Below are 13,146 nucleotides of genomic sequence, written 5' to 3'. Positions count from 1 at the left end.
AGTCAATTACCTAGTCGTATTTACTAGCTATTTGCTGACTACTTAGTAGCGATTTAGTAGCGATCTAATGCTAATAGCTATCTACTGTATGTCATCCGGTAAGATGACACTTTCGATGGTCATTGCATCGCGGATTTTATCCATAGCATTTTTTTCGATTTGACGTACCCGTTCTGCGGATATCGAATAGACGGCCGCCAATTCGTGTAAAGTAGATTTTTGCTCGGTAAGCCAGCGCTGCTCAACGATATCACGTGAGCGATCATCTAGCGTATCCATGGCGGCGATCAGGGCTGAAGAATTATTCTCTTCCCAATCAGACTCCTCCACCATTTCGGCAGGATCGATTCCATCTTCTAAGAACAACTGCGGGGCATAACGGCCATCGTCATCATCACTAGATTGGGTCTCGAATGAGGCATCATAAGAGGTCAGGCGCGACTCCATCTCTAGGACCTGCTTACGGGTAACATTAAGATCTTGAGCAATAGCATCCGCTTCTTCTAAGGTTAGCTGATTGTTGGTCTTCTTTAAACTGCGTAGATTAAAGAATAATTTACGATGGGCTTTCGTGGTCGCCACTTTGACAATACGCCAGTTACGAATCACAAACTCATGAATTTCAGCTTTAATCCAATGCACTGCAAAGGAGACCAAGCGTACGCCTTTATTGGGATCAAAGCGTTTGACTGCCTTCATCAAACCCAAGTTGCCTTCTTGAATCAAATCGGCTTGCGGTAAGCCATAGCCAGAATAACTGCGAGCAATATGAATGACAAAACGTAGATGGGACATCACCAATAAGCGCGCAGCCTCAACATCGCCTTCGTCATAATAGCGGTGTGCTAGCTCTTGCTCTTGGGTGGGGGTCAAAATTGGGATTTGGTGTACAGTGTTGATATAGGCACCTACATTCACTCCAGGCGCAGATAAGTGCGTAGGCATGGCAGGCACTAAGTCACGTGTACTAGTGTCTTCGAGCGCACTGGCATCATAAGGTGGGCGCTGTGCTGCTGCCTTCAGCGCCGCTTCCCGGGCTGGGTTGGTTTCAGTAGCAGGACTATTGCCATTTTGCGGGTCATTACTTTGCGATGTCGTCGTCGAGTCAGTAGCCATATTCTTGACCTTGATTAAAATTGAATAAGTAAGCAAAGTTGTCGATGAAAGATTTCTCTATCTTAAAAGATGTCGTTATCTTAATTGTAAAGGATAGCGTTACTTAGTTGCTATCAGTTTTAGTAATGATGAAGTGAAATATTGTATCGAGCGTTTGAGTAGAGGCGCTACCAGTGACTGAACTGTCAGTCACCTGATTAATTAATAATAATAGAGTGTCAGCCATAGCTGTTTGCTGAGTTTGCTGACAAAATGCGATGATGTCAGCTTGAGAGTTAGGGTCGGTGGCAACCACGTATAGTGATTCGCCGGTTGCCACACCGCGCAATGCCACTTTAGTCTTCAATAATGGCATTGGACAGGCAAGTCCGCGTCCATCTACTAGGTTTTTGATAGTAATAGACGCTATTTTTTGCCCGTCATCACCGTCTAGCTGGATATCTTTAATATACTTATTAGTTAATGAGCCAGCGGTTAATAAGCCAGTCGGCAATAAGGTTAGCAATGAGGTAATATTACATTGCTCAGACTTAGGTAATGTCTGCGCCAGACTTAATTGATAAGGCGCGTGCATGGTGGTTGATGAATCGTTAGCAACAGACATAAATGATACCTTTATCATATTAACTTTTAATACTCAGTGTTGAATATTTGATTTTCATAATAGCGGTGTTATAGATTTACTATCATAACAAATCAGCGCTTAGCAATTGCAGCTGTTTGCAGTTGTCATTACTATGACTGTGTAAGTTAGAATAAAAGGACAGCCAATACGAAAGTCAGCTGCAATAAAGACAGGATAAAAATAGTAGGCCAACTGTTGCTACAGGCCAAAAGCATCGCATAGCAATGTTGCACAAGAGTGACGCACTGCTTAGACATTGGTAGTCAAGCTCATACTAGAATTGACCTCATAGCGACAAGCTCGTATAGTCGAAACTGACCTTATAACTAATCGCGTTATAACTAACCCGGTTATAAATAATCGCATAGGATACGCAATTGTACTATTTTAATTGTCAGTCTATAGACAAAGGCCCATACGATAAGCATCGAAGCAATGCGCAGTCGCCTGTATATCGACAAGGTAACGGGCGGCTACCAATGTTTTTATCATTAGGATCATCAATACGCTTGTCAGCAGGCTTCTCCACAGTGTTATTGGCGATTGCAGCATTAGCGAGTAATTATAGCCAGGCTGCGCCTTTGCCTTCATCATCAGCGCCATCCGTAACTGCCTCGACGTATGGTACTTGGCAAGCATCAGATTTAGATGAATTAGCGTTACCTAGTTTGCGTGGTCAAGGGCTAAGTTTCAATGAACAGTATCAAAATAAGCTCATTGGCGAATGGTCACTACAAAATATTAACGGCCGCGTCAAGATGGAACATGACCCTTGGATTCAAGAAACCGTACAAGGCATCACTTGGCGACTCAACGCGCAAGCACGGCAGCAGGCACCATTAGCACTAGTGATCATCGATAATCCCAGTATTAACGCGTTTGCCGCGCCGGGTGGTGTTATTGGTATTAATACAGGCACGATATTGGCTGCAGGCAGTATGGACGAGCTCTCTAGCGTAGTGGCGCATGAGGTCGCGCATATCAGCCAGCGGCATTATGAATTTGCGGCAGATGAGCGTCAAAAAGCTTTACTCATGCAAGTAGGCGGAATATTGGCGGCTATTGCGGCAGCGGCAGTTGATGGAGATGCTGCCGCGGCAGTGATGATGGGTAGCCAAACCCTGGCGATGAATACTAGCATGGCCTTTAGCCGTAGTAATGAGCGTGAGGCTGATCGGGTGGGCATGCAGATAATGACTCAAGCTGGCTACGATCCTCGGGCGATGCCGCGGTTCTTCACCACGCTGAATCAACAAAGTCAGCTCAATCAAATTGAAAATCGATTTTTACCGAGCTTTGTGCGCTCGCATCCTCTAAGTAATGAGCGTCTAAGTGAAGCGCAAAGTCGTGCTCAGCGTTATCCTTCACTGTCATTAAATCAGCAGCAGCGCCATCAAGCTTTATTTGACTTGCTCTATTGGCGGGTACAAAGTACCGGTAAGCATGTTTCAAAAACCGCGCTAACGACCGCAGCGAAGAACAGCTTGGGGGCAAAAATTGCCTTAATGCATTGGTACGGTGAGCAACAGCGCTTTGAAGAGGCTAATGAGGTTATGAGCGAGCTCACTGCCTTGCCAAGTGCGCAGCGGCAAGTATTAGAGCCTCTCTTGTCTATCACACATAGTCAAATACTGAGTGAACAAGATAAATGGCAGCAGGCCGCTGAGGTATTACAGCGTCAGCAGCGTCTTTATCCTGAGCGCCGTGACTTACGCCTCTATTTAGCAGAAGCGCTGACCAATAGCAATCAGCCTATCCAAGCACAAGCATTGCTAAAACCGCTGACCGAGCAGCAGCCAAGCGATCGCTATGCCTGGCAGAGTCTGCAATTAGCTAATGAGAAATTAGCCAAAACCACCGCTTCACCGCAAATCGCACATATTGCGACTATTAATGCGCTACGTTATCGCAGTCATGATCAGCTATGGAGTGGGCGTTATGACGCGGCACTCATATCACTTACTCAAGCAAAGCAGCTGACTGAACAGATGCAAACTACGGCGCAAGCCACTAGTGCCCGTCCGTTATTAGCGAGTATTAATGCAGAAATTAGAGCCGTAAAAACCGCTAAAAACTATAAGCTTTAAGCGGTTGTTTGCATATTTTAATGGCTTGAATATAGGGCGCGTTGAAACTTGATACTAAAAGTCATGTAGTCAATAAAAAGTAATATCGATACATAACCTACTGCTGGCATAAGTTTTTCTTGCTTGCCGTGCCCAAGCTTTGATAAGGCTTTAACCTTGGAGTGCTTGTTTCACGAGTTTCGATATCAACGCAGGATCAGCACGACCAGCGGCTTTATCTTTTAGCACGGCCATGACACTACCCATATCACGCATTGAGGTTGCGCCTTGTTTTGCAATTTCAGCGTTCACTAAAACTGAAAGCTCGGCGTCATCCATTTGTTTGGGCATAAATTCGTTAATGATATCAATTTCAAACTGCTCTTTGGTCGCCAAATCCTCACGGTCATTTTCAGTAAAAATAGTCAATGACTCATGGCGCTGTTTGAGCTGTTTTTGTAGCACTTCTAATACGTCAGCATCATCAAGTCCCGTACGACGATCGATCTCGATTTGCTTGATGACCGCTTGCACATTACGCAATACTTTAACACGCTCAATCTCGCGCGCTTTCATAGACTTTATGATAGTGTCTGCTAAATGTTGTTTGAGTGGGCTCATGGCTATTATTATTCCTTATGGGTTAATAGGTTTTATATGACAGCGGATTGATGAGAGCAAGCTTGGTAATGACAGCTTCTTAAATAGAGGTAATAATAAAAATTGTAGCACAAAAAACGCCACTGATATCAATAGATAGCAGTGGCGTTAGTATATCAGTATTGCGAATAATTTTATTAGTCTGTCAAGTCTCAAAATATTTAGAGATTAGCAGTTAGTTTAAAGGTTTCAAATACTAAACTGAAAAGCTTAAACTGTAATCGTTATAAACGATTAATACATACGCGTGGTACGGATAGTTTCGCGTTGTAATTTTTTCTTATAACGCTTTACGGCAGCTGCTTTTTTGCGCTTACGCTCTTGCGTTGGTTTTTCATAAAACTCACGCTTACGCACGTCTGATAAGACACCGGCTTTTTCACAGGCACGCTTAAAACGGCGGATAGCGATATCAACTGGTTCGTTTTCTTTAACCTTAACTGCAGGCATGAAGACTCCTTATGAGGATGAGATAAAAGGGCATTAGTTCGGTTGTGTATTAGTATTTAGCCGTAATATCTCAAAATTATCGGCATCAACTCAAACTAGGACAGTCTCGTGCAATAGCACAAGGGCGGCAATTTTAACTAAAAATGTCAGCAAAGTCAAAGCCTTTAGCGTATTTATTCATTATAATCATCAAGGTGCTCATCGTATCATTATTGGTTTAGGTATTTGCTTTTTAGTTTAACGTTTTTGATATTATTTTAATAAAATTTTGACCGGTAGTGTATAAATTGCCCGCAAAAAACCCTTGCTGACTATAACGTATTGGTCGCAGTTTATGCTATGATAAATTCAGTATTATAGTAAGGGTTTTATACTTTTACGTCAAATTCACTAAGGTTGTTAAGATGAAAAAAACGGTAATAAAAGGCTCATTCAGCACTGCTCTATGGACAACATTGATCGTCACGTTAGGCGTTAGCATTAGTGCCTGTAGCGGTGATAAAGAGTCAGGTGAAGTCTTGGCAGTCGATCGAGTCGAAGCCGCGGAAGAGCTTGCCCGTAAAAATGCTCCTGAAGCCGAAGATATGGGTTTTGCAGAAACTGCGCCGATGGTAACTGCCGCCGCTGAAGATGCGACTTTAACCGCCGCTGCGGATATGCCGGATGCGACTGACACTGCAGGAGCTGCGCCAGCAGAGACTGCTGCTGCGCCTGCAGATCTTGCCGTTAATGTTGGTGCTCAACTTTACAGTAAACAGTGTGTGGCTTGTCATCAAAACGGTTTGTTAAATGCGCCGAAATATGGTGATGCAGCCGCTTGGGCGCCGCGTATTGCGAAAGGTAAAGAAACCTTATACACCCATGCAGCAAATGGTTTTAATCAGATGAACGCGCAAGTGAATGCTGAAGTGACTGAAGAGCAAGTTCATGCAGCAGTTGACTATATGGTTGCAGCAGCCAGCTAGTAAGGTGACGTTGAATCCGCTATAAATTACCAAGCTATATGACTGCTAGGCTACATATCGTTAAGTCTATATAAATACACGATAGCGTTAACTTTGTTGGCAACGAAATCACCTGAATTCGACTGTCAGAAAGTGTTACATCCACAAATTTTCTAGTAGCTGTCATTTAGATAATAATAGTCTTAATAAAAACTAACAGTATTAACAAGTAGTTGCTATTATGGCCTATTAGATGAGGGTATGAACATGACTATTAAGGAAGAAGTTATCAATAAACAGGATGTTATGAATAAAAACTCAGTTGCCAAATTAGCATTGTCAGCACTGAGTCTCAGTCTACTATTAACGCTGAGTGCTTGTAGTGGTGAGGACAACACTGCTACTGACGAGACCGCTGCTGTCAGTGACACCGAAACTGCAGTAGTCGCGGTCGAAGAACCCGTCGTTAATACTGAGGAAGCGGCTACAAGTGAGGTGGCAGAGCCAGCCGTTGTTGAAGCGCCTATGCCCACTGCGGCAGTTACTGCTGAACCTATCGCTACCGAAACTGAATTATTAGCAGTCGACGCCGGGGCCAAACTATACGAATCTAACTGTCAAGTATGCCATCAAAATGGCCTACTCAATGCCCCGAAATACGGTGATGTGGTCGCTTGGGCGCCACGTCTTGCGAAGGGTAAAGAAACCTTATACACGCACTCGGCAAAAGGTTTTAACAAAATGCCAGCACAGGCTAATGATGAGGTCAGCGAAGCTCAAGTCCATGCAGCCGTTGACTATATGATAGCCGCCGTCAGTTAATGTTAATAGCTACTAGCTAGTAGCTATTAACTATTAGCCGATATTAGGGTTCAACCTATGTAGACGAATCAGGCTGTCAGACTGGCCTGCCGTATCGCCTGTTATAAACAGTGTTTATTGTTATAAATAGCTATTCTGATTATCTGGTTACGACTCTAGCGATGAAAATTTGTTAAACTTACCGCCATTGTGTTTCACAATAGCGGTTTTTTTACGGATAAAAATAGTCGCTTATTAATATGGATAAAACCACGCACAAAGAAAGGCAATAGCATGAAAGTATTGGGTTTGGAGACCTCTTGTGATGAGACAGGTCTAGCAATTTATGATAGTGAGCTGATAGACACTGACAACCAGGGTTTACTTGGGCAAGTGTTGTATTCGCAAATAGAACTACACGCGGTCTATGGTGGTGTGGTGCCTGAGCTTGCCAGCCGTGATCATATTCGCAAGCTGGTACCGTTACTTAATGAGCTGTTAGATCAATGCGACATCAGTAAAAATGATATTGACGCTATTGCTTACACCAAAGGCCCTGGGCTAATTGGTGCATTGATGACCGGCGCTCTATTTGGTCGCAGTCTGGCTTATGGATTGAACATTCCAGCGATTGGTGTGCATCATATGGAAGGGCATTTATTAGCGCCATTGATGGGCGCCAATCCACCTGCATTTCCTTTTGTATCGTTATTAGTATCTGGCGGTCATACCTTACTTATTGCGGCACAAGGTATGGGCCAGTACGAAATATTAGGCGAGTCGATTGATGATGCGGCAGGCGAATGCTTTGATAAAGCGGCAAAAATGCTGGGTTTAGCGTATCCGGGTGGCCCTAATATTGCCAAGCTTGCTAAGACCGGCAATCCCAATGCTTACAATCTACCGCGCCCGATGCTGCACCGCGGTTTAGATTTTTCATTCAGTGGTATGAAAACCGCTGTCCATAATCTCATTAAAGACACCCCTGGTTCAGGTATAGGTTCTGATAGCGATCCACAAGTTCGAGCCGATATAGCAGCGAGCTTCCAACATGCGATGGTCGATACCTTAGTTAAGAAATGCGTCAAAGCACTTAAGCAGGTAGATATGAGCCGTCTGGTGATAGCCGGAGGTGTCAGTGCCAATAGCCATTTACGCATAACGCTTGAGACCGAGTTGGCAAAAATAAACGCCACCGTACATTATGCGCCACCCGCATTATGTACGGATAATGGCGCCATGATTGCTTATGCTGGTTATCAGCGCTTGCAAGCAGGCCAGAGTGATGATTTGGCTGTCACCTGCGTGCCACGTTGGCCAATGACTGAGTTGCCGGCAGTGTAACAGGTGTGGTGCTTATCAAAATAGTATCTATTAGGGCCATCTATTAATGGTACAGATCAACACGCTACTTATTAATAGTAGGTATTAAGGAAAGGATGACATCATGCAATGGCTCGCCATCGGTTTAGGAGCAGCAATCGGCGCATGCCTGCGGGCATGGCTAGCACGCTTTAATCCGCTGCATAATTGGATACCGCTTGGGACTTTGGGTGCTAATATTTTAGGTGGGTTGTTAATAGGGTTAGCGCTAGTATGGTTTGAGCGGGTGGGTAGTGAACTGTCTTCTAACGTCAGGCTGTTTGTGATCACTGGTTTTTTGGGCGGGTTGACTACCTTCAGTACCTTTAGCGCTGAGGTTTTTACCTTTATTCACGCGGGTAAATTATTGGCGGGTTTAGGGCTGATAGGTTTGCATGTTGGGCTAACATTATTAGCGACCGCGCTCGGATTTTACTTTTTTAAGTCGATCTTGTGATTCGATTATCTGTAAAAACTGAATCTAGCTTAAGTAAATATTAGATTGCAGACGACCGGAATAGCGAACAGTTACTGGTTTTCTGAGGGTTGTTCTAGAGGTTGTATTTTCCAGATGCTATAGTCGATCCAAGTTAAAAAAGATACAGTGCTGCTGGTATGAATTTTTTGCAGCCTCTGTCCCGCTTGCGAACAGCAAGCAAGAAAAATTTATACCAGTAGTACGCTGACACAAATGTATCTATTTTATTTTGAACTGACTATACGTAAAGTTATCCTAAATAATAAGTTCAACAGATATCGGCTACAATGGCTTTTTTATCCCTTCTAATAAACTGGCGAATCCTTGCATATAAGCCGTATCCTTGCTTGAGACACGAGTAGCGGCATACAGCTGACAAAAGACGCCAGTACCTAATGGGCGAGAGACTACCCAGCCTTTTTTTTCATATTCTGCGACCACCCAATCGGGTAGTGCTGCTACCCCGCGTTCACTGGCGACCAACTGAATAAGCATCGCCGTCAGCTCAGTAGTACGGATGTTCTTAAAACTTACCTGGGCGGGTGTCATAAAATTGGCGATGATATCAAGACGTTTTGCTTCTACTGGGTAAGCAATTAAGGTTTCCTCACATAAGTCATCTGGGCAAATAAAATGTTGCTCTGCTAGATTGTGTAATGGCGACAGCACCAAGCGGCTTTCGTATTCAAATAAGGGTTGATAGCTGATACCGTCTATTGGCAAATTGCTAGTAGTGATCAATAAATCAATATCACCTTCCATTAATAAATGATGCGGCTCAGGCTCAAAGCCAGTCGCAAAATCTAATTCCACATCTGACCATTCACGACGATAGTGATTGAGAATCGGCATTAACCAGTCAAAGCAGCTATGACATTCAGAGGCCAAGCGCATTCTACCAGCTTGACCGTGAGCCAAACGCTTAAGATTGGCTTTAGTACGGGTAACCTGCGGCATAATACTGTCAGCTAAGGCCAGTACCGTTTTGCCTGCTGGAGTAAAAGTCAGCGGACGTGTTCGGCGATTAACCAAGCTAATGTCATAGTAGTTTTCCAGCTCTTTTAGCTGATGTGATACCGCAGAGGCAGTGACATGCAACTCATCGGCCGCCGCTGCCAGTGAACCATGGGCTCGTAGCGCGGTTAGAGTATTTAGATGACGAAGTTCGAGCATAGAATAACCTAACTGCTTATTTAAAAAAATGAAGGGAGAAAAATACTATAAATAGGGTTGTGAGGCTTTTTATTCAAAACTTATTATCAGCACCGTTCATTGCTCTTTAGCGCCGACGTAATAGTAATTGCGAGATTATAACCAGTATTAGGGACGCGGCCAGCAGGATCGTACCAATGGCATTGACTTCAGGCTTGAGTCCCACGCGCACCATAGAATAGATACGTAGCGGTAGAATCTCATAGCTGGGACCGGTAACAAAGGTGGATACCACCACATCATCGAGTGATAAAGTAAAAGCTAACAGCCAACCTGCCATCACTGCGGGCAGTATCACTGGAATTAATACCGTACGTACCATAGTCGATTCATTCGCGCCCAAATCTCGCGCCGCTTCCATCAGCCGCTCATCTAAGCTACTCAATCGTGCAAATACCGTGATAACTACAAAAGGTAGGCAAAAGGTAATGTGAGCCAATAGTAGCGATACAAAGCCTAACTGTAGACCAATTAATAAAAATAAAGCCAGCAAAGAAATGGCAAGGACAATTTCAGGTGACATCATCAGCACAAACAGCAAGCCGTTTAATAAACCCTTCCCGCGAAAGTCATAACGATGTAATGCCAAGGCAGTCAAGGTGCCTATTAAGGTTGAAACGGTTGCGGCTACCAAGCCTAAGACAATGGAATGCCAAAAAGCATCAAGCATGGCTTGGTTTTTAAATAGCGACTCATACCACCTTAAACTAAAGCCACCCCAATTGTAGCCAATTTTTGACTTATTAAAGGACATAACGACCAAGACAATGATTGGTAGATACAGCAGGGCGTAGATAAGTCCTAGATAGCTTTTTGCCGCGACACTGCCAATCTTGATATTTTGCTTAATAGTAGACTTGTTACGTTTAGGCTGATGAGGCGGTTTGGTTTTGATAATCTGGCTTTTATGAGAGTCAGACATTAGGCCACCTCATTAAAGTCAGTCTTGCCAATACGGCGACTACTGGCGCGATAAGCAAGTAGCAACACCGCCATAGCTAGGGTTAACAAGACGCTGGCTGCTGCGCCAAATGGCCAGTCACGCGCATCTAAAAATTGGTTTTTGATAATATTACCGACCAATAAGTTGCGTGAACCACCCAAGATATCTGCCACGTAAAACATACCCATCGCTGGCAATAATACCAACAGCACACCTGAAATAATTCCGGGCGTAGTCAAAGGCAATACCACATGCCAAAAAGTCTGAGTTTTTGATGCGCCCAAGTCTTGCGACGCCAGCAGCATATCATTGCGTAGGTCGGTAAAAACAGCATATAGCGGCAACACCATAAATGGGAATAATAAATAGGTTAATCCCGCAATCACCGCGCCTTGGGTATATAAAATATCAATAGGACTATCAATAATACCGATAGCCAGTAAAAACTTATTGATTAAACCGTTATTGGCAAACAGTAATTTAAGCGCATAAGTACGTACTAAAGAGTTGGTCCAAAATGGCAGTATCAGCATCATCATTAATAGCGGTTGCCAACGTGGTTTGGCTTTGGATACCAGCCAGGCAAAGGGATAGCCAAGTACCAGGCAAATGACGGTAGTAATACCTGCCATCCACAATGAGTGCATAAAGACCTCGAAATACAGCGGATCAATCATGCGCACATAGCTGTTGATGCTAACCGGTAGACTAATAAAATCACTACTGTCACGGGTCAAAAAACTGACCGCAATAACCAATAAATTCGGCAATAGCGCAAAGAGGAGCAGCCAACCCCAAATCAGCCACAGGGTCGCGGTACGAAAAGGGCTTTTATTACTTAAACTTGTGCGCGCCATTAGCTTATATCCTTTTGGACAGTCGTGCTAACGGCCTTGCCACTATTAATGTCACTGTCAGACTCATTATCGGTCTTATCATCAACAGAGTTATCATTTGGTAAGACCCATTCCCAACCATCGACCCATGAAACTTTGACCGCTTCATTCAGCTTATAATCAAAACTCGGATCGTCCTCATCAAAAAACTCAGAAGCCTTGATGATATGGCCGTTCTGTAGCTCAATAATAGAGTCTAAAGTACTGCCTTTATAGTTACTCTCAATAACGTGGCCAAGTAGTCCGCTATGGGCACTGTCATCGACTTCATAAATACGTAAATCTTCAGGGCGCAATAGCAGATTAACCATATCACCAACTTTTATCTCGTTTGCAAAGTCAGGACGGCGTAGATTGCGTAAGGTGGTTGGGCCCTCTTGCGCTTGCGACTCACAGACTTCCACGGCAATGCGGCCGTTGGTTACCTGGCCATCGCGATCTGGCTGATCTGGATAAACGCCCCGTACTTCTGCCTTAAAGAGATTGGTCTCACCGATGAATTTGGCGGTAAATAAATTTGCTGGGGTTTCATAAATCTCAATTGGGGTGCCAATTTGCTGAAACTTACCATCTTTCATCACCGCAATGCGATCTGACATTGACAGCGCTTCTTCTTGATCGTGAGTAACAAACACAAAGGTAATACCTAGCTCGCGTTGCAAGCGCTTGAGCTCTGACTGCATTTGCAAACGCAGTTTATGATCGAGCGCTGACAGGGGTTCATCCAGTAGTAGTAATTTAGGACGATTGATGACGGCGCGCGCGATAGCAACCCGTTGCTGCTGACCGCCGGATAAATCTTGCGGCTTGCGGTTGGCCAAATGGCCAAGTTGTACCATCGCTAGAATATCGCGGACGCGCGTTTGAATCTCGTCTTTGGGAACTTTTTTGATTCTAAGACTATACGCAACATTTTGTGCCACGGTCATATGCGGAAATAGCGCGTACTGCTGGAATACCGTATTCACTGGACGTTTATCGGCTGGCAACCCAGCCATTTGTACGCCCTCTAAATAAATGGCCCCCGCTGTCGGCTGCTCAAAACCTGCAATTAGGCGCAGCAAGGTAGTCTTACCGCACCCTGATGGCCCAAGTAGAGTCAAAAACTCACCACGCTTAATATTCAGATTGATGTCTGTTAATACTTCAGTCTCATCATAGGTCTTTTTTAGCCCGGTCAATTGTAATAGCACATCAGTCGCCATGGTATCGATGGTATCGATGGTATCGATGGCATTAGTGCCAGAACTGGCATGAGAGGGCATAGCAGTTGCAGGCACGTTTGCAGGGGAGTCAGGCATGAGATAAATTCCTAAAATACCAGGGTATTAGTACCACTTGAATAGGGCTGTCGATAGCGAGCGCGGTATAAGCGGTATAAAAAGTGCTTTGGTATAAGTGTAAGCGCGGTCTAATAGCTGCGTATTATAACAAACCATCACTAACTATTAGTGCAAGTTCGTTACCAATTACGCAGGCTATAGCGTGGTCATTGATATGATTTGTATGGCTTCTCATCGAAAGCAAGAGGCTACTACACGTAGAAAATATTCTTGGGAAAGTAAATTTTTTAATATTTCCTTACTTTTATTC

13 protein-coding genes are annotated in these 13,146 nt (G+C 44.1%); 5 read left to right on the top strand and 8 right to left on the bottom strand.

Translation table 11 applies throughout. From position 1 onward, the window contains the following. Positions 1 to 81 precede the first annotated feature (81 nt). Entirely contained in the window at positions 82 to 945 is an 864-nt protein-coding gene (rpoH, locus tag H4W00_RS01160; RefSeq protein ID WP_209958786.1) for an RNA polymerase sigma factor RpoH, read from the bottom strand. 274 nt (positions 946 to 1,219) lie between these two features. Further along, complete coding sequence (locus H4W00_RS01155) at positions 1,220 to 1,720, bottom strand: sulfurtransferase TusA family protein (protein WP_209955634.1); 501 nt, start codon at positions 1,718 to 1,720, stop codon at positions 1,220 to 1,222. Between the two features lie 398 nt (positions 1,721 to 2,118). Here H4W00_RS01155 and H4W00_RS01150 point away from each other — a divergent pair, with 398 nt between their 5' ends. Continuing rightward, positions 2,119 to 3,828 (top strand): M48 family metalloprotease, encoded by a 1,710-nt coding sequence (locus tag H4W00_RS01150; RefSeq protein WP_327192867.1) that lies wholly within the window; start codon positions 2,119 to 2,121, stop codon positions 3,826 to 3,828. Between the two features lie 150 nt (positions 3,829 to 3,978). Here the strand turns inward: H4W00_RS01150 and H4W00_RS01145 are convergent, their stop codons facing one another. Next, positions 3,979 to 4,428: a GatB/YqeY domain-containing protein gene (locus H4W00_RS01145; RefSeq protein WP_209955632.1), complete on the bottom strand. Its 450-nt coding sequence runs from the start codon at positions 4,426 to 4,428 to the stop codon at positions 3,979 to 3,981. A gap of 273 nt (positions 4,429 to 4,701) precedes the next feature. After that, positions 4,702 to 4,917, bottom strand: coding sequence for a 30S ribosomal protein S21 (gene rpsU, locus H4W00_RS01140; protein ID WP_025651930.1), 216 nt, complete (start codon positions 4,915 to 4,917; stop codon positions 4,702 to 4,704). Positions 4,918 to 5,321: 404 nt separating this feature from the next. On the opposite strand from rpsU, the gene H4W00_RS01135 reads away from it, so the two are divergent. The 4 genes from H4W00_RS01135 (at position 5,322) to H4W00_RS01120 (ending at position 8,481) form a co-directional block, all read left to right on the top strand. Continuing rightward, a complete protein-coding gene (locus tag H4W00_RS01135; RefSeq protein ID WP_209955630.1) occupies positions 5,322 to 5,882 on the top strand; it encodes a c-type cytochrome in 561 nt (186 codons plus the stop codon). A gap of 240 nt (positions 5,883 to 6,122) precedes the next feature. Then, complete coding sequence (locus H4W00_RS01130; protein ID WP_334684836.1) at positions 6,123 to 6,683, top strand: c-type cytochrome; 561 nt, start codon at positions 6,123 to 6,125, stop codon at positions 6,681 to 6,683. A gap of 273 nt (positions 6,684 to 6,956) precedes the next feature. Next, positions 6,957 to 8,006, top strand: coding sequence for a tRNA (adenosine(37)-N6)-threonylcarbamoyltransferase complex transferase subunit TsaD (gene tsaD / locus H4W00_RS01125; protein WP_209955628.1), 1,050 nt, complete (start codon positions 6,957 to 6,959; stop codon positions 8,004 to 8,006). 103 nt (positions 8,007 to 8,109) lie between these two features. Further along, positions 8,110 to 8,481: a CrcB family protein gene (locus H4W00_RS01120; protein WP_209955626.1), complete on the top strand. Its 372-nt coding sequence runs from the start codon at positions 8,110 to 8,112 to the stop codon at positions 8,479 to 8,481. A 303-nt stretch (positions 8,482 to 8,784) separates the two neighbouring features. Here H4W00_RS01120 and H4W00_RS01115 read toward each other — a convergent pair whose 3' ends face one another. The 4 genes from H4W00_RS01115 to potA form a co-directional block, all read right to left on the bottom strand. Continuing rightward, on the bottom strand, positions 8,785 to 9,675 hold the full coding sequence (locus tag H4W00_RS01115; RefSeq protein ID WP_209955623.1) for a LysR family transcriptional regulator: 891 nt from the start codon (positions 9,673 to 9,675) through the stop codon (positions 8,785 to 8,787). Positions 9,676 to 9,781: 106 nt separating this feature from the next. Further along, complete coding sequence (gene potC / locus H4W00_RS01110) at positions 9,782 to 10,636, bottom strand: spermidine/putrescine ABC transporter permease PotC (protein WP_334684835.1); 855 nt, start codon at positions 10,634 to 10,636, stop codon at positions 9,782 to 9,784. Continuing rightward, positions 10,636 to 11,514 carry a spermidine/putrescine ABC transporter permease PotB gene (potB, locus tag H4W00_RS01105; RefSeq protein WP_209955621.1) on the bottom strand — a complete coding sequence of 293 codons (879 nt, stop codon included), beginning with the start codon at positions 11,512 to 11,514 and terminating at the stop codon, positions 10,636 to 10,638. The genes potC and potB overlap by 1 nt, the downstream gene beginning before the upstream one ends. Beyond that, positions 11,514 to 12,854 (bottom strand): spermidine/putrescine ABC transporter ATP-binding protein PotA, encoded by a 1,341-nt coding sequence (gene potA / locus H4W00_RS01100; protein ID WP_442966417.1) that lies wholly within the window; start codon positions 12,852 to 12,854, stop codon positions 11,514 to 11,516. The genes potB and potA overlap by 1 nt, the downstream gene beginning before the upstream one ends. Positions 12,855 to 13,146: the final 292 nt, after the last annotated feature.

Source organism: Psychrobacter sp. PL19, from assembly GCF_017875835.1.
Lineage (GTDB): Bacteria > Pseudomonadota > Gammaproteobacteria > Pseudomonadales > Moraxellaceae > Psychrobacter.
The sequence above is the reverse complement of the archived record's forward strand: the minus strand, read 5'-3'. Positions and strand labels throughout refer to the sequence as shown.

Coding starts and splice junctions, on each gene's coding strand:
- rpoH (WP_209958786.1), bottom strand. CDS start 945: ATGCCTACGCACTTATCTGCGCCTGGAGTGAATGTAGGTGCCTATATC.
- H4W00_RS01155 (WP_209955634.1), bottom strand. CDS start 1,720: ATGTCTGTTGCTAACGATTCATCAACCACCATGCACGCGCCTTATCAA.
- H4W00_RS01145 (WP_209955632.1), bottom strand. CDS start 4,428: ATGAGCCCACTCAAACAACATTTAGCAGACACTATCATAAAGTCTATG.
- rpsU (WP_025651930.1), bottom strand. CDS start 4,917: ATGCCTGCAGTTAAGGTTAAAGAAAACGAACCAGTTGATATCGCTATC.
- H4W00_RS01135 (WP_209955630.1), top strand. CDS start 5,322: ATGAAAAAAACGGTAATAAAAGGCTCATTCAGCACTGCTCTATGGACA.
- H4W00_RS01130 (WP_334684836.1), top strand. CDS start 6,123: ATGAACATGACTATTAAGGAAGAAGTTATCAATAAACAGGATGTTATG.
- tsaD (WP_209955628.1), top strand. CDS start 6,957: ATGAAAGTATTGGGTTTGGAGACCTCTTGTGATGAGACAGGTCTAGCA.
- H4W00_RS01120 (WP_209955626.1), top strand. CDS start 8,110: ATGCAATGGCTCGCCATCGGTTTAGGAGCAGCAATCGGCGCATGCCTG.
- H4W00_RS01115 (WP_209955623.1), bottom strand. CDS start 9,675: ATGCTCGAACTTCGTCATCTAAATACTCTAACCGCGCTACGAGCCCAT.
- potC (WP_334684835.1), bottom strand. CDS start 10,636: ATGTCTGACTCTCATAAAAGCCAGATTATCAAAACCAAACCGCCTCAT.
- potB (WP_209955621.1), bottom strand. CDS start 11,514: ATGGCGCGCACAAGTTTAAGTAATAAAAGCCCTTTTCGTACCGCGACC.
- potA (WP_442966417.1), bottom strand. CDS start 12,854: ATGCCTGACTCCCCTGCAAACGTGCCTGCAACTGCTATGCCCTCTCAT.